The sequence below is a fragment of the Roseomonas populi genome (assembly GCF_024594815.1).
GTDB lineage: Bacteria > Pseudomonadota > Alphaproteobacteria > Acetobacterales > Acetobacteraceae > Roseomonas > Roseomonas populi.
On record NZ_JANJOU010000013.1, the window covers coordinates 71,868 to 90,838 of the forward strand.

Sequence of the window (18,971 nt, forward strand, 5' to 3'; positions counted from 1 at the left end):
GGCGGGTCGGGTCAGACCAGCTGGATCTTCTCGATCTCGGAGAAGCGCAGGGTCTCGCCGCCGATGGTGATGGAACCCTGGACGGTGGCCGGGATGCCGGCCGCGTCGGTGAAGGTCACCGTCGGCCCCTGGGGGCCGCTGGCCACGTGCATCTGCAGGTTCGTGTTGCCCTCCAGCGCCAGCGAGGACTGCAGCTGGTGCAGGCTCACATTGTCCAGCTGCAGCGTGTCGGTGCCCGCGCCGCCCTGGAACTGGTCGTTGCCGTCGCCGGGCGCCCAGATGAAGCTGTCGTTGCCCGCGCCGCCGAAGGCCAGGTCCGCTGCACCGTCGCCCACGCCGCCGTCCAGGCTGTCATTGCCTTCGCCGCCCTGGAGCTGGTCCTGGCCGGCGCCGCCGTTCAGCGTGTCATGGCCCTCGCCGCCGAAGAGCAGGTCGGTACCGGCGCCGCCACTGAGGACATCGTTCCCTGCCTCGCCGTAAAGCTGGTCGTTGCCGGCACCGCCGCTGGCGGTGTCGTTGCCGGCACCGGTGAAGATGACGTCAGCGTCGCCGGTGCCGCTCACGACGTCATTGCCGCCGCCGGTCTGCTGAAAGGCGCCTCCCACGACCTTGTCGAGTTCGCTGACATTCAGGGGCTTCTTGGCGATGGACATATGGGCTTTCCGTAAAATTATTTGACACCCGAAACCTAGCAGCACCCCACGAGTCTGGTTAGGCGTTTGTGTAACTCGCCGCGATAGGCCGCAACGATGATGCCGGCCGCCCCTTCCGGCATCTGCCGGCCATTGGCGCAGGAGCACAGGCCTCCCCATGTGCGAGGCCTTCGAGCGAGGGACACGCCATGCCGCTGGACGGCCTGACCGACGACGAGGTCCGCACCATCCTTCTGAATACCCGCCGAATCGCGGTGGTCGGGGCCTCGGACAAGCCGAGCCGCCCCTCCTACGGTGTTTTCGGCTTCCTGCTGGGCCGCGGCTACAGCGCCATACCCGTGAACCCGGCGCTGGACGGGCGGGCGGTGCACGGGATGGCCGCCGTCCCTTCGCTGGAGGAGGCGGGGCCGCTGGACATGGTGGACGTGTTCCGCCGGAGCGAGGACACTGGCCCGGTGGTGGACGAAGCCATCCGCCTGGGCGCCAAGTCCATCTGGCTCCAGCTCGGCATCTGGAACGAGGAGGCGGCCGGGCGGGCCCGGGAAGCCGGCATCCCGATCGTGATGGACCGCTGCCCGGTGATCGAGTGGGGCCGCCTGCGCCTGCCCTCGCGGATCCCCGCGGGAGTAGCCTAAGACATCCTCACATTAAAATCTTGAAAGATTCCACCCGCCGGGCCATCTCGGGCCCGTCGCGGGCATCCGCCCGCAACATGGAGCTTTGAGGGACATGACTGAGGAAGAACGCCGCATCATCACCGGCTACGTGGAGCGCGTCGCAGGCGCCGCCCAGCAGCCGGTGGCGACGTCATCCGGCCCCTGGGGCGGCCGCAGCGTGCCCAGCACGCAGCCCGCGCCCAACCTGCCGCCCGTGGACCCGGAGGCCGACCGGCTGATCTCCGACCTGTTCTCCCGTTACCCGGAGGCGCGGTACCGCATCACCCAGACCGCCTTCGTGCAGGAAGCGGCGCTGGTGCAGGCGCAGAACCGCATCCAGGAACTGGAGTGGCAGCTGGAGAACACGCAGCGGCAGGCGCAGGCCAACGCGCAGCCGCAGGGCGGTGGCGGGCTGTTCGGCGGCCTCTTCGGCGGCGGCAACCGCCAGCAGCAGCAGGTGCCCTTCACCCCGCGCCCGCAGCCCATCCAGCCGCCGCCGGGTGCGATGAACCCGGCGATGATGCAGCAGCAGGGCGGCCGCGGCTCGGGCTTTCTCGGCACCGCGCTGACCACGGCGGCGGGCGTCGCCGGTGGCATGGTGCTGGGCAATGCGCTGATGGGGATGTTCTCCGGCGGCGCGGCGCACGCGGCGACCGGCGCGGCCACCGCGGCGTCCGATGCCGCCTCCGGTGCCACCGGTGCCTTCGGCGAGCAGGCGGTAAACACCCCGACCTCCTCTCCCTGGACCGATCCGGCCGGTACGGGCAATGACGCGACGCCCGTCTCGGACCAGGGCGGCTGGGGCGGCAACGACGCCGCGGGCTACAACGATGCCCGGGGCTATGACGACGCGGCCGGCTATGACGACGCCGGCGGCTACGACGAGGACATCTGAGCCATCAGCACGGCTCATTGATCCCCGGGCTGACCGCCCGGATTGTCATTGACCGATCGGGGGTCGGGGGCCAGGGTTGTTTCCTGGAACCGGGCCCCCGATGCGCATTCCCGACCTCGATCTCGACCTGCTCCGCTGCTTCGTGCAGGTGGCCGAGCGTGGCGGCTTCACCGCGGCGGGCCCGGCGCTCGGCCTGACGCAGTCCGCCATATCCCTGAAGATTCGCCGCCTGGAGGAGCTGCTGGGCCAGCGCGTGCTGGAGCGCACCAGCCGCACCGTGGCGCTGACCCCGCAGGGGGAGACGCTGCTCGCCTATGCGCGCCGCATGCTGGCGCTGAACGAGGAAGCGGTGCTCCGCCTCGTCGCCCCGCCCGTGACCGGCCGGCTGCGGCTCGGGGTCGCGGACCACTTCGTGCCGCGCAACCTCGCGCCCCTCCTCGCCCGCTTCGCCCGCACCCATCCCGGCGTGCGACTGGAGGTGGAGGTCGGCCGATCCCACGAGCTGCGCCGCGCCATGGAGGCCGGATCGCTCGACCTCGTCCTCGGCAAGCGGCGGGACGGCGAGAGCGAGGGCACCCTGCTCTGGACCGAGCCGGTGATCTGGGCCGCCTGCCCGGGCTGGGCGCCGCCGCCGGATCGCCCCCTGCCCCTGGCCATGCTGCCCGCCGGCTGCATGTTCCGGGACCGGGCGCTGGCCGCCCTGGCCCGCGCCGGGCTGGACTTCGAGATCACCTATACCTCCGCCAGCCTGCTCGGCGTGGCGGCGGCGGCGCAGGCCGGGCTGGGCGCCACCGTGATCGGCGCCTCCGGCCTGCCGGACGGGCTGGCCCCCCTTTCCGGCCTGCCGCCGCTGGGCGCGGCGGAGATGGCGGTCTTCGGCGACCTGGCGGGGCTGGCACCCCTGGCCGCGCCGCTGGTGGAGGCCATCCGGGACACGGTGGGCTCCCCCGCGCCGCTGGCGGCCTGACGCCTCCGCTTTCCGTGTGCCCGCCCTGCGAAGGGCGCGATTGACCGGCGCGCGGGCCGGGGCGCAGTTTCCGGCCCATGCAGAACGAGAACGTCCCGGCGGCCGTGGCCGCGAAGCCCCAGCCGGACCGGGACTGGCGGATCATCGGCCTGATCGGGACGGGCCACTTCCTCTCCCACTTCTACATGCTCTGCCTCGCCCCGCTCTTTCCGCTGTGGAAGGAGGAGTTCGGCGTCTCCTACGCCGTGCTCGGCCTCTCGGTCGCGCTGATGAGCGCGGTGACGGCGCTGCTGCAAACCCCGGTTGGCTTCCTGGTGGACCGCCATGGTGCGCGGCCCTTCCTGGTCGGGGGCACGCTGCTGATGGCGCTCTCGATCTCCGCCATGGCGCTGGCGCCGAACTACTGGGTGATCCTCGGCCTCGCCATCCTCTCGGGTATCGGCAACTCGGTCATCCACCCGGCGGACTACGCCATCCTCGGCAGCAGCATCGGGGAGAAGCGGATGGGCCGCGCCTTCGCCATGCACACCTTCACCGGCAATCTCGGCTTCGCCGCGGCGCCGCTGGCGCTGGGGCTGATGACCCAGACCCTCGGCCTGGGCTGGCGCCCAACCTTGCTGGCGCTGGGGCTGCTCGGGGTGCCGGTGGTGCTGGCCATCCTGCTCCAGTCCCGCATCCTGCAGGACCAGGCGCGGCCGAAAAAGGGCAAGGCGCCGGTGGGGCGGGAGGTGCTGCTCTCCCGCACCATGCTGATGTTCTTCGCCTTCTTCCTGCTCTCCTCCATGGCCGGGGCCGGCATCCAGTCCTTCCTGATCGCCACGCTGGACCAGCTCTGGGGCACGCCGCTCACCGTCGCCTCCCTCGCCCTCACGGGCTACGTGACGGGGGCGACCAGCGGCGTGCTGCTCGGCGGCTGGTACGCGGACCGGCACACCCGGCACTTCACCTTCGTCACGGGGCTGACGGCGCTCTCCGTGGCGCTGTTCCTGGCGATGGGGCTGGTGCCGCTGCCGGAGGCGGTCCTGCCTTTCGTGGCCTTCATCGCGGGCGGGGCGCTCGGGGCCTCCCGCACGCCGCGGGATGTCATGGTGAAGAACGCCGCTCCTCCGGGGCAGATGGGCAAGGTGTTCGGCTTCATCTCCTCCGGCCTGCCCTTGGGCAGCGCCATCACGCCCGTGCCCTTCGGGATGATGCTGGACCGCGGCATGGCCTGGATGGTGCTGCCCACCGTGGCGGCGCTGCTCGTCGCCTCCCTCTTCTGCGCGGGCACCGCGCGGGGCGAGGCGCTGCGCGCGGCCCGGCCCCCTGCCCCCCTGCCGGCCGAATAGCCGGGGGATGGCGGCGCCCTTCGACCTGGCGCTGGAGGCGCTGGGCTGGATCGGTACCGCCGCCTTCGCCACGGCCGGCGCGCTGACGGCCGCGCGCAAGCGAATGGATCCCGTGGGCTTCCTGCTGGTGGCGGGGGTCACGGCCTTCGGGGGCGGCGCGCTGCGCGACCTGTTGCTGGGCCTGCCCGTGGCCTGGCTGTCCCGCCCCGACCTCGCCCTGCTCGCGGCCATCTGCGCCCTGGCCGTGTTCTTCGCCGCACCGAGGGTGGAGCGCCGCGTGGCGCTGCTGCTCTGGGCCGATGCGGCGGGGATGGCGGTCTTCGCAGTGCTGGGGGCGGAGGCGGCCGCCCGTGCCGGCGCCGCGACCTGGGTCTGCGTGCTGATGGGGGTGATGACCGCCAGCTTCGGCGGGCTGATCCGGGACGTGATCTGCGGCGAGATCCCGCTGATCCTGCGGCGGGAGATCTACGCCACCGCCGCCGCGGCCGGGGCGGGGCTGTTCCTGGCATTGCACGCGATGGGCGCGGACCGGACGATCGCGGTCGGGGCCGGCGGGCTGGCTGCCTTCCTGATCCGGGCCGCGGCATTGGGCGGGGGCTGGTCCCTGCCAGCCTATGGCGGCAAGGCGGCGAGCGGCGCGGCCGATCCGGTCCCGGGAAGTACGGAGAGGACGGAAGCCGCGCGCCGCGCCTCATCAGCACCCTGAGCCTTGCGCCAGGGCGGCCATGCGGGGGCTGCCCCCCTAAGCGAAACGCCCCGGCCTTGCGGCCGGGGCGTCCCCGTGAACCTCAGTTGCCCGCGCGCGGCTCGGGCAGTGGCACCACCGGCCCGGGCTGCGGCCCGGCCCCGGCGATGGGGGGAGTGCCGGAGAGCGCCTGGCGCAGCTGGGCCGGGTTCAGCTCGCCTTCCCAGCGGGAGATGGCGATGCAGGCCACGCCGTTGCCGATGAGGTTTGTCAGGGCACGGCACTCGCTCATGAACTTGTCGATGCCGATCAGCACGGCGAGCGAGGCGAGCGGGATATCCGGGATCACCGAGAGGGTGGCGGCGAGGGTGATGAAGCCCGCGCCCGTGACGCCGGAGGCGCCCTTGGAGGTGAGCATGGCCACCAGCAGGATCGTCAGCTCCTGCCCCCAGGTGATGTGGGTGTTCGTGGCATAGGCCAGGAACATGGTGGACAGCGTCATGTAGATGTTCGTGCCGTCCAGGTTGAAGGAGTAGCCGAGCGGCACGGTGATGCCGACCACCTTCGGGGAGGCGCCGAGGCCCTCCATCTTGCGCATGATCTGCGCCAGCACCGATTCGGAGGAGGAGGTGCCTAGGACGATCAGCAGCTCCTCCCGGATGTAGTTGACGAAGCGGAAGATGGAGAAGCCGCAGAAGCGCGCAATGGCGCCGAGAACCACCACCACGAAGAAGATCGCGGTCAGGTAGAAGGTGGCCACCAGCTCCGCCAGCCGCGCGAGCGAGCCGAAGCCGTAGGCGCCGATGGTGAAGGCCATGGCGCCGAAGGCGCCGACGGGCGCGGCCTTCACGACGATGGAGACGATGCCGAAGAACACCGCGCCGGCGGCATCGATGGCGTGGGAGATGGGCTCGCGCAGCTTGTCCGGCAGGGCGTTGATGGCGAAGCCCGTCAGCACGGCCAGCAGCAGCACCTGCAGCAGGTCGCCGCCCGCGAAGGCGCTGACGAAGGTATCGGGGATGATGCCCAGAAGGTGGGCCGTCACGCTGTCATTCGCCGCCTTCTGCGCGAAGCCCTGGATGGCGTTCGCGTTCATCTGGCTGGCATCGATGTTGAAGCCCTCTCCCGTGCGGAAGATCTTCGCGACGCCAAGGCCGATGATGAGGGCGAAGGTGGAGACCACCTCGAAATAGACCAGCGCCTTGATGCCGACGCGGCCGACGCTCTTCGCATCCCGCACGGAGGCGATGCCGTGGACGATGGTGAAGAACACCACCGGGGCGATCACCATTCGGATGAGCTTTACGAAGCCATCGCCGAGCGGGCGCATCGCCGCCCCGGTCTCAGGCCAGATCACGCCCACGGCGACACCGAGGACGATAGCGATGAGGACCTGCACGTAGAGCAGGGAAAGGGCGCGTCTGATCATGAATATTCCGTGCCGTGGGCGGCCGGAACGCGTGGCCCTGCCCTGTTCAGGGCATGGCTTATGACAGACGACTTATAGAGGACAACAGGAACGCGCCGTGGATTGCTCCGCGTTCACGTCATGGCTCCCGAATACATCCCCCCTACATTAAACGGTCGTCATGTATCTGCCGGGATACTTTCCTCCTTCCTTGCCGCCGGGCCGAAGCGTTGTCGTGACGTCGGTCGCCCGGCTGTCGCACCCGCCAAGCACGGAGCCGGCCCAAAGCGGGCGAACCTTCTATGTTGCGATAAAGGAACGTTGCCGGCACGCTGCACGGGCCATGGCGTGGGAGGGGATGGTGGAAAATCTGCGCGGGCGTGGGCGTCCGTTCACGGGCCTCGGCCTTCAGGCGGCCGTGACCGCCATGGGGCTGGATCCGGCCAGCGACCTTCCCCGCCTATGGGCCGTCCTGACCGTGGAGAGCCGCGGCTTCGGCTTCCAGCCGGACCGCCGGCCCAAGCTGCTCTTCGAGCGCCACGTCTTTTCGCGCGAAACGGACCGGCGCTTCGACAAACGGGCGCCCGACCTGTCGAACAGCGAGGCGGGCGGCTATATCGGCGGCGCCGCGGAGTATGAGCGGCTCGACCGGGCCGTCGCCCTGCTCGCCGATGCCGGGCAGGCGCCGGAAGCCGCCCTCCGCAGCGCCTCCTGGGGACTAGGCCAGGTGATGGGCTTCAACCACGAGACCGCCGGATTCCCCTCGGCCGCCGCCATGGTTGCGGCGATCCTCGACGAGGAGGACGAGCACCTGATGGCAATGGCGGGCTTCGTGAGGGCTCACAAGCTGGGTCCGAAGCTGAAGGCCGGCGATTGGGAAGCGGTCGCCAAGACCTACAACGGCAAGAACTTCGCGGAGCACGGCTACCACATCAAGCTCCGGCAGGCCTTCGAGAAGTTCAGTTCCGGGGTCTCGCGGGACTTGCCGATCCGGCGGGCCCAGGCCGCTCTCCTCTACCTGGGCTTCGGGAAGACCATGGGCGATGTGGACGGCGTGCTGGGAGACAACACGCGCCGCGCCATCCGGGCCTGGCGCCTCCATGCGGGGCTGCCGGACAGCGACCGGCTGGATGGCGGTGACTTCGACCTCCTGATGGCCGCAGCGGGGCTATGAGCCGCCCCGGACGGGCGGGCCGAACTCTCCCGGGGCCAGGCGCGTCCGATCCCTTCCCGCCGCACGCCCGGCCGCCCTGGCCGGGGCAAGCTATGCGCCCGCGAGCCCCAGCATCTCCGCGTAGCGCGGCGTCGCCTTCAGCCCCGTGCCGGTGAGGACCACCACCACCCGCTCCCCGGGCCGGATCTGGCCATCCGCCGCCAACCGGCCGAGCGCCGCGGCGGCCTGGGCGCAGGTCGGTTCCACGTAGAGGCCCTGGCGGGCGAGGCCGAGGGCGGCGGCAGCGATCTCCTCCTCCTCCAGCAGCACCGCGCCGCCGGCGCTGCGGCGGAGCGCGCCCAGCACCTCGGCGGGGCGGATCGGCTGGGCAATGGCGGTGCCCTCGGCGATGGTCGGGCGGGGCGGTTCCGGCGGCAGGCCGAGGAACTCGCGGGCCATGGGGCCGCAATTAGCGGGCTGGGCGGCGTAGAGGCGTGGCAGGCGCGATATGGCGCCGGCACGCAGAAGCTCCCCGAAGCCGATGTCGCAGCCCAGCACGTTCGAGCCCGCGCCGCAGGGGATCACCACCGCGTCCGGCGCCTCGAAGCCCAGGTCCTCCCACAGCTCGTAGGCCAGGGTCTTGGTGCCCTGGAGGAAGAAGGGATGCCAGTTGTGGCTGGCGTAGAAGAAGCCGGAGGACGGGTCGTTCCCCTGCCGCAGCGCCTCGTCCGCGCAGTCCTGCCGGGTGCCGGGGGTGAGCTGGATCTCGGCACCCACGGCGCGGGACTGCACGGTCTTCGCCGGCGAGGTGCTGTCCGGCACCAGGATGCGCGCCCCCATCCCGCCGGCGGCGGCGTAGGTGGCGATCGCCGCGCCGCCATTGCCGGAGGAGTCCTCCAGCACCGCCGTGATTCCCTGGTCCCGCAACAGGGAGAGCATCACGGCGGCGCCACGGTCCTTGAAGGAGCCGGTGGGCATCAGCCACTCGCACTTGAACAGCGCTTCGAACCCTTTCCAGGCGCGGGGGACGAGCGGGGTGCGGCCCTCCCCCATCGTGATCGGCGCGCGGGGGCGGAAGGGCAGCGCGGCGGCGTAGCGCCACAGGCCCGCGGCTGCGGGGTTGATCGCGTCCCGCCCGATTCCCGGCAGGTCCGTCAGCAACAGCGGCTGCCCGTCCTCCCCGCGCCAGCGCGGGACCTCCAGCGGCCAGGTCTGTCCGGTGCGCGGGTCGAGATAGGCGGTCATGGGCGCTCCTTCCGGCAAGGCGGCGCACCCTGTCTTGCGGCGGCGGGGCCCGCAAGGGATACACCGGCATGACCGACTACACCGATGCCGAGGCCGTTCGCGCCCTGGCCGCCGACCTCGTCCGGATCGACAGCCGCTCCTTCGTCTCCAACCTTCCTGTCGCGGAGCGGGTGGAAGCGGAGTTGAAGGGGTTCGAGGTTGAGCGCCTGGACTACGAGGACGCGAACGGCGTTCCCAAGCGCGCCATCGTCGCCCATCGCGGCGGGCCGGGCGGGCTGGCGCTTTCCGGCCACCTGGACACGGTGCCCGACACGGGCTGGCAGGAGGACCCCTTCTCCGCCCGCGTGGACGAGGCAGGGCTGATGCACGGGCTGGGCACCGCCGACATGAAGGGGCCGGTGGCCGCCTGCATCGTGGCCGCGCAGGGCCTGCCCGCGGACGTCCCGGTGACACTGCTGATCACCACGGACGAGGAGACGACGAAGGCCGGCGCCCAGATCGTCGCGGAGCGATCGGAGCTGGCGCGCCGCGCGGCGCTGCGCGGCATCATCGTGGCGGAGCCGACGCGGCTGGCGCCCATCCGCGGCCATCGCGGCACGGTCAATTTCGAGGCGGTGGCGAGCGGCAGCCAGGCCCACTCCTCCACCGGGATCGGGGTGAACGCCAACCTCGCGCTGATTCCCTTCCTGGCCGAGATGAAGGCCCTGCACGACCGGCTGCGAACCGAGCCGGCCTGGCGCGTGGCGGATTACGAGCCGCCCTTCCCCGACTTCAACATCGTGCTCGACAACCACGGCACCGCGATCAACGTGACCGTGGCGCGCGCCACGGCACGGATGAAGTTCCGCTACTCCCGCGCGCTGGACCCCGCCCCGGTGATCGAGGCGGTTCGGGAAGCGGCCGGGCGCCACGGATTGGGCCTGAACTTCGTGGTGGACGGCTCCCCGCCCGAGCTGCCGGCGGGGCACTCCCTGGTACAGCTGGCGGAAGCGGCGACGGGTCAGGCGGCGCGCACCGTGCCCTTCGGCACGGACGCGACGCGGCTGAACGCGCTGGCGCCTTGCGTGGTGCTAGGCCCCGGCGACATCGGCGTTGCCCACTCCCCTGGAGAGTACGTGCCCGTGGCGGAGCTGGCGGCGGCCGTTCCGCTGTTCCGCGGCCTGCTGCATACGGCGGCGCAGTAATCAAATAAGCCGATTAACTCAGGATATAAAACATAGGTTAGTATCTACACCCGATCCGTAGTATATTTCCGACTATTCGCGTCAACTAATGCGCGCCAGCCCGCGTTCATCCGTCCGGTACCGCAAGTACTGAGGCAGAGGATCGGGGAGGCGCGCCGAGATGGCCGGACCGCATGACGATACGGCAGGTCGGCTGGAGCGCACCTATCCGGACATGGCTCAGGCAGGCCGGGAGGCAGGGCGGCAGGCCCGGCTTTCTCCGGCGCGAGACGGCGCGCTCCCGGGTTCACGGGGCGTGACGGCAGGGCGCAGAGCGCCCGGAAACCAGCCCTCCCCCATGCTCCATGGAGTTCCAGTCCGATGATCGAACGTCGCTCCCTCGCCCTCGTCATGGCCGGCGCCACTCTGGCCGGCTGCGCTGCCACTGCCCAGCCCGGGATGACCGGCGGCGCCCCCTCCGCCATGCGGATGCGCGCGGCCCAGGGCGGCGTGTTCCTGATGCAGACCGCCCAGCTCGGCACCCAGAAGGCCGCACGGCCGGAGCTGCGCCGCTTCGCGCCCTTCGAAGTGAGCGAGCAGCAGGGGCTGATGGACGCCATGGCCCAGGTGCACGGCGCCATGGCGATGCCGCCCATGCCGGACGACAAGGCGGCGATGCTGCGCCAGCTCCAGTCCGCCAGCGGGCCGGAGTTCGACCGGCTCTTCGTGACGGCACAGGTCCAGGGCCACCAGGAGGCGCTGCAGCTCTACACCACCATGTCGCAGGACGCGTCCACCCCCGCGCCGGACCGCGCCATCGCCCTGCTGGCCGCCGATCGGATCCGCGAGCACCTGGCCTTCCTGCAGGCCGTCGCGCCGCGCGCCTAGTTCAGCGAGTCGCCCCGGGTTCCCAGAGCAGGTCCTGGCCCATGTTCAGCGTGCGGGCCAGGACGAAGAGATGATCCGAGAGGCGGTTCAGATAGCGGACCGCCTCTGGATTCACCGCTTCCGCCGCGCCGAGCGCCACCACGGCGCGCTCGGCGCGGCGGGCCAGGGTGCGGGCTAGGTGGGCGTGCGCCGCTGCCGGGGTGCCACCGGGCAGGATGAAAGAGCGGAGCGGCGGCAGCTCCGCGTTCATGCCGGCCAGCTCCCGTTCCAGCCGCAGGCACTGCGCATCGGTCACGCGCAGCCTCTCCTTCCCGCCATCCCCTTCTCCCGGCCCATCCCCTGCCCCCGGCCCATCCCCTGCCCCCGGCACGGACAGGTCGGCGCCGAGGTCGAAAAGATCGTTCTGGATGCGGGCGAGCATCGCGTCCTCCTCCTGCGCGGTGTGCAGGCGCAGCAGGCCGATGGCGGCGTTGGCCTCGTCCACCGCGCCCAGCGCCTCCACGCGGGGCGCGTGCTTCGGCAGGCGGGTGCCGTCGCCGAGCGAGGTCTGGCCGCCGTCGCCGCCGCGGGTGGTGATGACGTCGAGCTTGACCATGCGGCCCCTCAGTTCAGCTGGAAGACGACACGGTAGTCCCGGCTGCCCCAGACGGGCACCCCATCCCGCAGCGCCGGAATGAAGCGGCAACGGCGGATGCCGCGCTGCGCCGCCTCGTCCAGCCCCGCATAGCCGCTGGATTCGGCGATCCGCGCCTCCACCACCCGGCCATCGTCCGAGACGCGCAGGCGCAGGCCCACCGCGCCGGTGACCCCGCGCTGCCGCTCGGAGGCGGGGTAGCCGATCACGTCCTGGCAGCCCGGCTGGGGGGCGCCGACCGCGCGGCTCTCGCCCGGGGAACCGGCCGTGCCCGCGCCCAGCCGCACCGCGCCGGGGGCCACTGGCACCTCGACCGTCCGCATCGGCGCGCCGGCGGCCGGCGGTGCGGCCTGGACGGTTGGCGCGGATGGCGCCGGGGCGGGCGCCGGAGGTGTGGGCCGGGCGGGTGCCGGGGGTGCGGGCGGCGGCGGCAGGGGCAGCGGGGCGGCCTCCGCCGCCCGGGGCGGGGTTGGCTGGGGCGCGGGGGATGGCGGGGCCGCGGCGGGCGGAGCGTTCGGCGCGGGGGACGGCGCCGGGGGTGGCGCAACCGCCGCCGGTGGGGGCGGCAGGGGCGGCGCGGGACTGGGTTCGGGCATGGCCGCCGCCTCGGACGGCGCGGGCTGCTGCGGCACGGGCGGGCTCGGCTCGGGTGGCGGCGGCGTCTCCACCGGCGGCGCGGGCGGCGGCGGTGCGGCGGATGGCGGGGCAGGCGCGGGTGGCGGGGCGGGAAGGCTGGGGGAGAGCTCCGGCGCCCCCTCCCCTGCCCCGATCGGGCCTTCCCAGACCAGCGGCGTCCCTTCCACGACCTTCGGTTCCGCCATCTCGCGCGGGCCCAGGTCCATCAGGATCGCGGCCAGCACCGCCGCGTGCAGGGCGGCGGCGGCCCAAAGGGTCCAGCGGACCGGCCGTTCCCAGGGCGCGCGCGGGCGCCAGGCCGGCGCGGCGGTGGGCGCGAGGATCAGGGCGCCGCTCAAGACCTCAGAGCACCAGCACTCCGCTGTGCTTCGCCTTGCCCTCGGGCTCCACGTGGATGGTGATCACGGCGTTGCCGAGCCGGTCCTTCAGGGCTGTCTCGACACGGTCGCAGATGTCGTGCGCCTCGGAAACCGGCATGGCGCCGGGGACGACGAGGTGGAATTCCACGAAGGTGATCCGCCCGGCATGGCGGGTCCGCAGGTCGTGCGCCTCGATCGCGCCTTCCGCCGCGGAGGAAACGATGTTCCGGATGGCGGCCAGGTCCTCCGCCCCCACCGCCTCGTCCATCAGCCCGCCCACGCTCTCCCGCAGCAGCCGCGCGCCGGAGACGAGGATCATCACGGCGGTGACGCCCGCCATGAGGGGGTCCAGCCAGAGGAGGCCGGTTGCGGCAACGAGGCCTACGCCGGCGATCACCCCGGCGGAGGTGATCACGTCCGACATCAGGTACTTGGAATCCGCCACCAGCGCGGGCGAGCCCAGGCGCCGGCCCCGCCGCCTCAGGATGGTGGCCCAGCTGCCGTTGATGATGGTGGCCACCGCCGAGAGCGCGATGCCGACCAGCGGCTGGTCCGGGGCGCGGGGGTTGAAGATGGCCCCGTACACCTCCTGCAGGATCATGGAGGCGGCGACGAGGATCAGCGTCCCCTCCAGCACCGCGGAGAAGTACTCCACCTTGGCGTGGCCATAGGGGTGGTTCTCGTCCGCCGGCATGGCGGAGTAGCGCACGGCGGCCAGGGCCGCGGAGGCGGCGGCGACGTTCACCACCGTCTCCAGCATGTCCGCGAAAAGGGCCGTGCTGCCCGTCAGCCACCACGCGGCCCCTTTGAGGGAGAGCACGAGGAGGCCGACGCCGAGGCTGGTCCAGGCAGTGCGTTCGGTCGGGGACATGGGCGGGAGATACCCCGCCGCCCCCTAGACCGAGAAGTACTTAGCGCGCGGGTGGTGCAGCACGATCGCGGAGGTGGATTGCTCGGGATGCAGTTGCCATTCGTCGGAGATCGTGACCCCGATCCGGTCCGCCTTCAGCAGGCGCAGCAGCGGCTCCTGGTCCTCCAGCTTCGGGCAGGCGGGGTAGCCGAAGGAGTAGCGGCCGCCCCGGTAGCCCTGGGACAGCATCTTCTCCATGTCCCGCTCATCCTCGCCGGCATAGCCCCACTCCGCCCGGATGCGCTTATGAACGTACTCCGCCATGCCCTCCGCCATCTCCACCGAGAGGCCGTGGAGGTAGAGGTAGTCCTGGTAGCGGTTGCCCTCGAACCATTCCCGCGCCAGGTCGCTCGCCTTCTGGCCGACGGTGACGACCTGCAGGCCGATCACGTCGCGGTTCTCCGGCCCGTCATCCACGTCGCGCACGAAGTCGGCGATGCAGTCGCCATCGTCCTTCGGCTGGCGCGGCAGGTTGAAGCGGGTGGCTTCCGTCACCCCGTCCTCCTCGAAGAGGATGAGGTCGTTCCCCTGCCCCGCGCACTTCCAGTAGCCGTAGATGGCCTGGGGCTTGAGGATCTCCTGCTCCTCCGTGATCTGGAGCATCCGGCGCAGCACCGGGCGCAGCTCCTGCTTCGCCCAGCCCAGGAAGTCGTCCAGGCTGCGGCCCTGCTTCCGGAAGCCCCACTGGAACTGGTACAGGCTGCGCTCATTGATGAAGGGCACGATCGCCCTGGGCGGGGCCTCCACCACGCGGGCGCCCCAGAAGGGCGGGGCGGGCACTTGCTCCCCGGCCGTCACGCGCTGGCGCCGCGCCTTGGCGTAGGCCACGTCCACCGGCGCGAAGCCGCGCGCATCGGCCGTGCCGAGGGTGCGCCGCTCGTTCCGGCTCTTGCCCACGCGCTTGGCCTGCAGGGCGGCCAGATAGTCGTCGAAGCCGTTGCCCATCACCTTGTCCATCAGGTGCAGGCCGTCGAAGGCATCCCGTGCATAGGCCACGCGTCCGCAGGCATAGGACTTGACGCAGTCCTCCTCCACGTAGTTCCGCGTCAGCGCGGCGCCGCCCAGCAGCACGGGCACTTCCACGCCCTGGCGCGACATCTCCTCGAGGTTCTCGCGCATCACCACGGTGGACTTCACCAGCAGGCCGGACATGCCGATGGCGTGCGCCTTGTGCTCCTTCGCGGCGTTGACGATGTCCTGCAGCGGCACCTTAATCCCGAGGTTCACCACCTTGTAGCCGTTGTTGGTGAGGATGATGTCGACAAGGTTCTTGCCGATGTCATGCACGTCGCCCTTCACCGTGCCGAGGACGATGGTGCCCTTCTCCTGCCCCTCGATCCGCTCCATGTGCGGCTCCAGATAGGCGACGGCGGACTTCATCGTCTCCGCGGATTGCAGCACGAAGGGGAGCTGCATCTTGCCCGCGCCGAAGAGCTCGCCCACCACCTTCATCCCGTCCAGCAGGATGTCGTTGATGATGGAGAGCGGCGTGATGCCCTTGGCCAGCGCGTCGGCCAGCTCGTCGTCGAGCCCCTTGCGGTCGCCGTCCACGATGCGGTCCTTCAGGCGGCCCTCCACCGTCTCCGCCTTCGCGCGCTTGGCGGAATCGGCGGCCTTCCGGCCGGCGAAGATCTCCAGCAGCTTCTGAAGGGGGTCGTAGCCCTCCTCACGCCGGTCGAAGATCAGGTCCTCGCAGACCTTGACCTCCTCGGGCGGGATCAGGTGCAGCGGCTTGATCTTGGAGACGTGGACGATCGCCCCCGTCATGCCCGCGCGCACCGCGTGGTCCAGGAACACCGAGTTCAGCGCGTGGCGCGCCGCCGGGTTCAGCCCGAAGGAGATGTTGGAGAGGCCGAGCATGATCTGGATGTCCGGGAAGGCCTCCCGGATCATGCGGATGCCGTCCAGCGTCCAGAGGCCGAGCTTGCGGTCGTCCTCGTTGCCCGTCGCGATGGTGAAGGTCAGCGGGTCGATCATCAGGTCGGACTGGGGCAGCCCGTACCGGTCGCAGGCGAACTCCACCAGGCGGCGCGCGATCCGCAGCTTGTCCTCGGCCGTCTTCGCCATGCCCACCTCGTCGATGGTGAGCGCGATCACGGCGGCGCCGAACTTCTTGGCCAGCTTCATGCGGTCGTGGGCGTGGCCCTCGCCGTCCTCGAAGTTGATGGAGTTGATGATGGGCTTGCCGCCGTGCAGCTTCAGCGCCGCTTCGATCACTGGCGTCTCGGTGGAATCGATCACCAGCGGGGCGTTCACGCTGCTGGTGAAGCGCGTGATCACCTCGTTCATCTCGGCCATCTCGTCGCGGCCGACGAAGGCGGTGCAGATGTCCAGGGAGTTGGACCCCTCCCCCACCTGCTCGCGGCCCATGGCGACGCAGCCGTCCCAGTCATGCGCGGCCTGCCGCTCGCGCCAGGCCTTGGAGCCGTTGGCGTTGCAGCGCTCGCCGATGGAGAAGTAGGCGTTCTCCTGCCGCAGCGCCGTGGCGCCGTAGAGGGAGGCGACGGAGGGCACCCAGACCGGCTTGCGCGCGACCGGCGCGGGGCGGTGCCCGCTGCCGGCCAGCTTCCGCAGCATCGCGTCCTGCGCCTGGATATGCGGGATGGAGGTGCCGCAGCAGCCGCCGATGAGGTTCAGCCCGTCCTCGGTGACGAAGCGCTCCATCCAGCTCGCCATCTCCTCGGCGCCCAGCGGATAGTGCGTCTTCCCGTCCACCAGTTCCGGCAGGCCGGCATTGGGCTGCACGGAGATCAGCCCGCGCCAGTTCTGGGACAGGTAGCGGACGTGCTCCGCCATCTCCTGCGGGCCGGTGGCGCAGTTCAGGCCGATCAGCGGCACGTCCAGCGCGTCGATCACCGTCGCAGCCGCCGCGATGTCCGGGCCCACCAGCAGCGTGCCGGTGGTCTCCACCGTCACCTGCACAAAGATGGGGATGTTGCTTCCGGCATCGGCGATGGCGCGCTTGGCGGCGTTCACCGCCGCCTTGATGAAGAGCGTGTCCTGGTTCGTCTCGGTCAGCAGCGCGTCGGCGCCGCCCGCGATCAGGCCGCGGCACTGCTCGTGCAGCGCGGCCTCCAGCCGATCGTACTCGATGTGGCCGAGGCTCGGCAGCTTCGTGCCCGGGCCGATGTCGCCGATCACCCAGCGGTGGCGGCCGTCCGCGAAGGTTTCGGCGGCTTCCCGCGCCAGCTCCACGGAGAGCTTGTTGATCTCGAAGGCGCGGTCGCCCAGCTCGAACTCGTCCAGCGTGATCGGGGAACCGCCGAAGCTGTTGGTCAACACCGCGTCCGACCCGACCTCGTAGTAGCCGCGATGGATCTCGCGCACGAGGTCGGGGCGGGAGAGGTTCAGGACCTCCGTGCAGTTCTCCTTGTTCCAGTAGTCCTTCTCGACATCCAGGGTCAGGGCCTGCACGCGGCTGCCCATGCCGCCGTCGCAGAGCAGCACGCGGTCGCGCAGGGCGTCGAGCAGATGCGGTCGGGACATGATGGTTCTCTCAGGCAGGCTGCACGGCGGTGGCGCGATGCGCGCACCACAGGCGGACTTGGAGCGGGCCGGGGATCTCCACCGGCGGAAGAAGGGCGCAGCCGGCATCGCCGAGCCAGCCGGCCAGTTGCGCGTCGTCGAAGCCCGGCCAGCGATGGGCTTGGCGCTCGATGAGGTCGGCGCGGTCATGGGCGGCAAGGTCCACCACCAGCAGCACGCCGTCCGGCGCCAGCACGCGCGCGGCCTCGGCCAGGGCCGCCGCCGGGTCCTCGGCGTAGTGCAGCACCATCTGCAGCGTCACCGCGTCGAAGGAATCATCCGGGAAGGGCAGCCGGTACATGTCGGCCTGCCGCACGGCGCAGCGCGGGGCGAGGCCGCGCTCCGCCAGGCGGCCGCGAGCCAGGGCCAGCATGTCGCGGCTTGCATCCACGCCCAGCGCCGCATCGCAGCGATCCGCCACCAGCTCCAGCAGCTGGCCGGTGCCGGCGCCGATATCCAGCAGGCGGCCGACATGCCCCGGCAGGGCGGCGAGCAGGGCGCGCTCGATCTCGGCGGCGGGCAGGCCAAGGGCACGCATCTCGTCCCAGTCGGCGCCGGCGCTGCGGAAGGCCTCGCTCGCGGCGCGTACCCGCTCCGCGCCCAGCCGGGCGGCGAGGCGACGGTCGGCGGCCAGGAGCGGGTCGTCCTCCGGCAGGCGGGCCAGGATCGCGCGGGCCAGGTCCGCGCGCGGCGCCAGGGAGAAGTAGACGTTGGAGCCCTCCGGCATCCGCTCCAGCAACCCCGCCTCCACCAGCAATTTCAGGTGGCGGGAAAGGCGCGGCTGGGATTGGCCGAGGGCGGCGCAGAGGTCGGTGACGCAGAGCGCCCCGCGGGCGCAGAGCGCGAGCAGCCGCAGCCGCGTGGGCTCGGCGGCGGCGCGGAGCTGGGCCAGGGTCTCTTCCATGGGCTTGCATATGACATAACGATATCTTTATGTCTATCGGAAAGGAGGCCCCGCCCCATGCCCGTCTTTGCCGATGGCCGGATCCCCGTCTCGATCGTGGCGGATGAGGCCGCGCTGGCCACCAGCCTCGCGGGTGGAGGGAAGGCCGCCCTGCTGGCCGAGGGACCGCCCGCGAGCCTGCCGCCCGGCATCGTCGCCAGCGCCGGTTTCGAGCCGGCCGGCACCCATCCCGCGGCGTGCACCTGCTGCGCCGGGCGCGTGCCAATGGCCCAGGCGCTGGACGCGCTGTTCCTGGACCGGGTCAAAGGCCGGGCGCCCTGGTTCGACCGCGTGGTCGCCCTGCTCCCCTCCCCGGACCGGCGGGCGGAACTGGACGTGATCCTTCACATGGACGGCGTGGTCTCGGCCCGCTACCGGCCGGCCTAGATGAGAATGCTAGGCGGGGGTGCTGCGGTCGCCCTCGCCCAGCGCCTTCTGCATGTAGACCACGTCCACCCAGTTCCCGAACTTCAGCCCCACCGCCTTGAGGACCCCGGCCTGCCGGAAGCCGAGGGAGAGGTGCAGGCCGATCGAGCCCACATTCTCTGAATCACCGATCACGGCGACCATCTGACGGAACCCCTCCGCCTCCGCGCGCTTCAGAAGCTCCGCCACCAGGGCCTTGCCCACGCCCTGGCCGCGCACGTCGTCCCGCACGTAGATCGAGTCCTCCGCCGTGTGCCTGTAGGCGGAGCGGGCATGGAAATTGGCATAGTAGCCGTAGCCGAGGACGCGGCCTTCCTCCTCCACCACAAGCCAGGCATGGCCGGCGCCCTGCACCCTGGCGATGCGGGCGCCCAGCTCCTCGGCCGGCGGGGGCGATTCCTCGAAGGTGCCGGTGCCGTGCAGCACGTGGTGGGCGTAGATCTCCGCGATGGCGGGGGCGTCGTCGGGGGTCGCGTCGCGGATCGGCATGACCGATG

At 71.3% G+C, this 18,971-nt stretch carries 18 protein-coding genes; 9 read left to right on the forward strand and 9 right to left on the reverse strand.

From position 1 onward, the window contains the following. Window positions 1–11 precede the first annotated feature (11 nt). Complete coding sequence (locus tag NRP21_RS15865) at window positions 12–653, reverse strand: calcium-binding protein (RefSeq protein WP_257717198.1); 642 nt, start codon at window positions 651–653, stop codon at window positions 12–14. A 188-nt stretch (window positions 654–841) separates the two neighbouring features. Here NRP21_RS15865 and NRP21_RS15870 point away from each other — a divergent pair, with 188 nt between their 5' ends. From NRP21_RS15870 to NRP21_RS15890, 5 genes are all read left to right on the forward strand, one after another. Further along, complete coding sequence (locus tag NRP21_RS15870; protein WP_257717199.1) at window positions 842–1,288, forward strand: CoA-binding protein; 447 nt, start codon at window positions 842–844, stop codon at window positions 1,286–1,288. A 94-nt stretch (window positions 1,289–1,382) separates the two neighbouring features. Beyond that, window positions 1,383–2,204 carry a DUF2076 domain-containing protein gene (locus NRP21_RS15875; RefSeq protein ID WP_257717200.1) on the forward strand — a complete coding sequence of 274 codons (822 nt, stop codon included), beginning with the start codon at window positions 1,383–1,385 and terminating at the stop codon, window positions 2,202–2,204. 100 nt (window positions 2,205–2,304) lie between these two features. Continuing rightward, window positions 2,305–3,171, forward strand: coding sequence for a LysR family transcriptional regulator (locus NRP21_RS15880; RefSeq protein WP_257717201.1), 867 nt, complete (start codon window positions 2,305–2,307; stop codon window positions 3,169–3,171). 77 nt (window positions 3,172–3,248) lie between these two features. Beyond that, entirely contained in the window at window positions 3,249–4,499 is a 1,251-nt protein-coding gene (locus tag NRP21_RS15885; RefSeq protein ID WP_257717202.1) for an MFS transporter, read from the forward strand. Between the two features lie 7 nt (window positions 4,500–4,506). Further along, complete coding sequence (locus tag NRP21_RS15890; RefSeq protein WP_257717203.1) at window positions 4,507–5,205, forward strand: trimeric intracellular cation channel family protein; 699 nt, start codon at window positions 4,507–4,509, stop codon at window positions 5,203–5,205. Window positions 5,206–5,287: 82 nt separating this feature from the next. Here NRP21_RS15890 and dctA read toward each other — a convergent pair whose 3' ends face one another. Then, on the reverse strand, window positions 5,288–6,613 hold the full coding sequence (gene dctA / locus NRP21_RS15895; protein WP_257717204.1) for a C4-dicarboxylate transporter DctA: 1,326 nt from the start codon (window positions 6,611–6,613) through the stop codon (window positions 5,288–5,290). Window positions 6,614–6,950: 337 nt separating this feature from the next. Here dctA and NRP21_RS15900 point away from each other — a divergent pair, with 337 nt between their 5' ends. Then, complete coding sequence (locus NRP21_RS15900) at window positions 6,951–7,766, forward strand: N-acetylmuramidase domain-containing protein (RefSeq protein ID WP_257717205.1); 816 nt, start codon at window positions 6,951–6,953, stop codon at window positions 7,764–7,766. A 90-nt stretch (window positions 7,767–7,856) separates the two neighbouring features. Here the strand turns inward: NRP21_RS15900 and NRP21_RS15905 are convergent, their stop codons facing one another. After that, the gene (locus NRP21_RS15905; RefSeq protein ID WP_257717206.1) at window positions 7,857–8,990 is read right to left on the reverse strand and encodes a threonine synthase; all 1,134 of its coding nucleotides are present in this window, start codon (window positions 8,988–8,990) and stop codon (window positions 7,857–7,859) included. A 68-nt stretch (window positions 8,991–9,058) separates the two neighbouring features. Between NRP21_RS15905 and NRP21_RS15910 the strand changes: the two genes are divergently transcribed. After that, window positions 9,059–10,174 carry a M20 family metallopeptidase gene (locus NRP21_RS15910; RefSeq protein ID WP_257717207.1) on the forward strand — a complete coding sequence of 372 codons (1,116 nt, stop codon included), beginning with the start codon at window positions 9,059–9,061 and terminating at the stop codon, window positions 10,172–10,174. Window positions 10,175–10,534: 360 nt separating this feature from the next. After that, window positions 10,535–11,041, forward strand: coding sequence for a DUF4142 domain-containing protein (locus NRP21_RS15915; protein WP_257717208.1), 507 nt, complete (start codon window positions 10,535–10,537; stop codon window positions 11,039–11,041). Window position 11,042: 1 nt separating this feature from the next. Here NRP21_RS15915 and NRP21_RS15920 read toward each other — a convergent pair whose 3' ends face one another. Genes NRP21_RS15920 through NRP21_RS15940 form a run of 5 tightly spaced genes read right to left on the reverse strand, consistent with a single transcriptional unit; the run spans window position 11,043 to window position 18,009 of the window. Next, window positions 11,043–11,636: a cob(I)yrinic acid a,c-diamide adenosyltransferase gene (locus NRP21_RS15920; RefSeq protein WP_257717209.1), complete on the reverse strand. Its 594-nt coding sequence runs from the start codon at window positions 11,634–11,636 to the stop codon at window positions 11,043–11,045. 8 nt (window positions 11,637–11,644) lie between these two features. Beyond that, a complete protein-coding gene (locus tag NRP21_RS15925) occupies window positions 11,645–12,649 on the reverse strand; it encodes an energy transducer TonB (RefSeq protein ID WP_257717210.1) in 1,005 nt (334 codons plus the stop codon). Between the two features lie 4 nt (window positions 12,650–12,653). Continuing rightward, the gene (locus NRP21_RS15930; RefSeq protein WP_257717211.1) at window positions 12,654–13,541 is read right to left on the reverse strand and encodes a cation diffusion facilitator family transporter; all 888 of its coding nucleotides are present in this window, start codon (window positions 13,539–13,541) and stop codon (window positions 12,654–12,656) included. A gap of 24 nt (window positions 13,542–13,565) precedes the next feature. Next, window positions 13,566–17,066, reverse strand: a complete 3,501-nt coding sequence (metH, locus tag NRP21_RS15935; protein WP_257717212.1) for a methionine synthase — start codon at window positions 17,064–17,066, stop codon at window positions 13,566–13,568. Window positions 17,067–17,076: 10 nt separating this feature from the next. Next, complete coding sequence (locus NRP21_RS15940) at window positions 17,077–18,009, reverse strand: ArsR/SmtB family transcription factor (RefSeq protein WP_257717213.1); 933 nt, start codon at window positions 18,007–18,009, stop codon at window positions 17,077–17,079. Window positions 18,010–18,066: 57 nt separating this feature from the next. Between NRP21_RS15940 and NRP21_RS15945 the strand changes: the two genes are divergently transcribed. Then, the gene (locus tag NRP21_RS15945; protein ID WP_257717214.1) at window positions 18,067–18,435 is read left to right on the forward strand and encodes a hypothetical protein; all 369 of its coding nucleotides are present in this window, start codon (window positions 18,067–18,069) and stop codon (window positions 18,433–18,435) included. A gap of 9 nt (window positions 18,436–18,444) precedes the next feature. On the opposite strand, the gene NRP21_RS15950 is transcribed toward NRP21_RS15945, so the two are convergent. Continuing rightward, on the reverse strand, window positions 18,445–18,963 hold the full coding sequence (locus NRP21_RS15950) for a GNAT family N-acetyltransferase (protein ID WP_257717215.1): 519 nt from the start codon (window positions 18,961–18,963) through the stop codon (window positions 18,445–18,447). Window positions 18,964–18,971 lie beyond the last annotated feature (8 nt).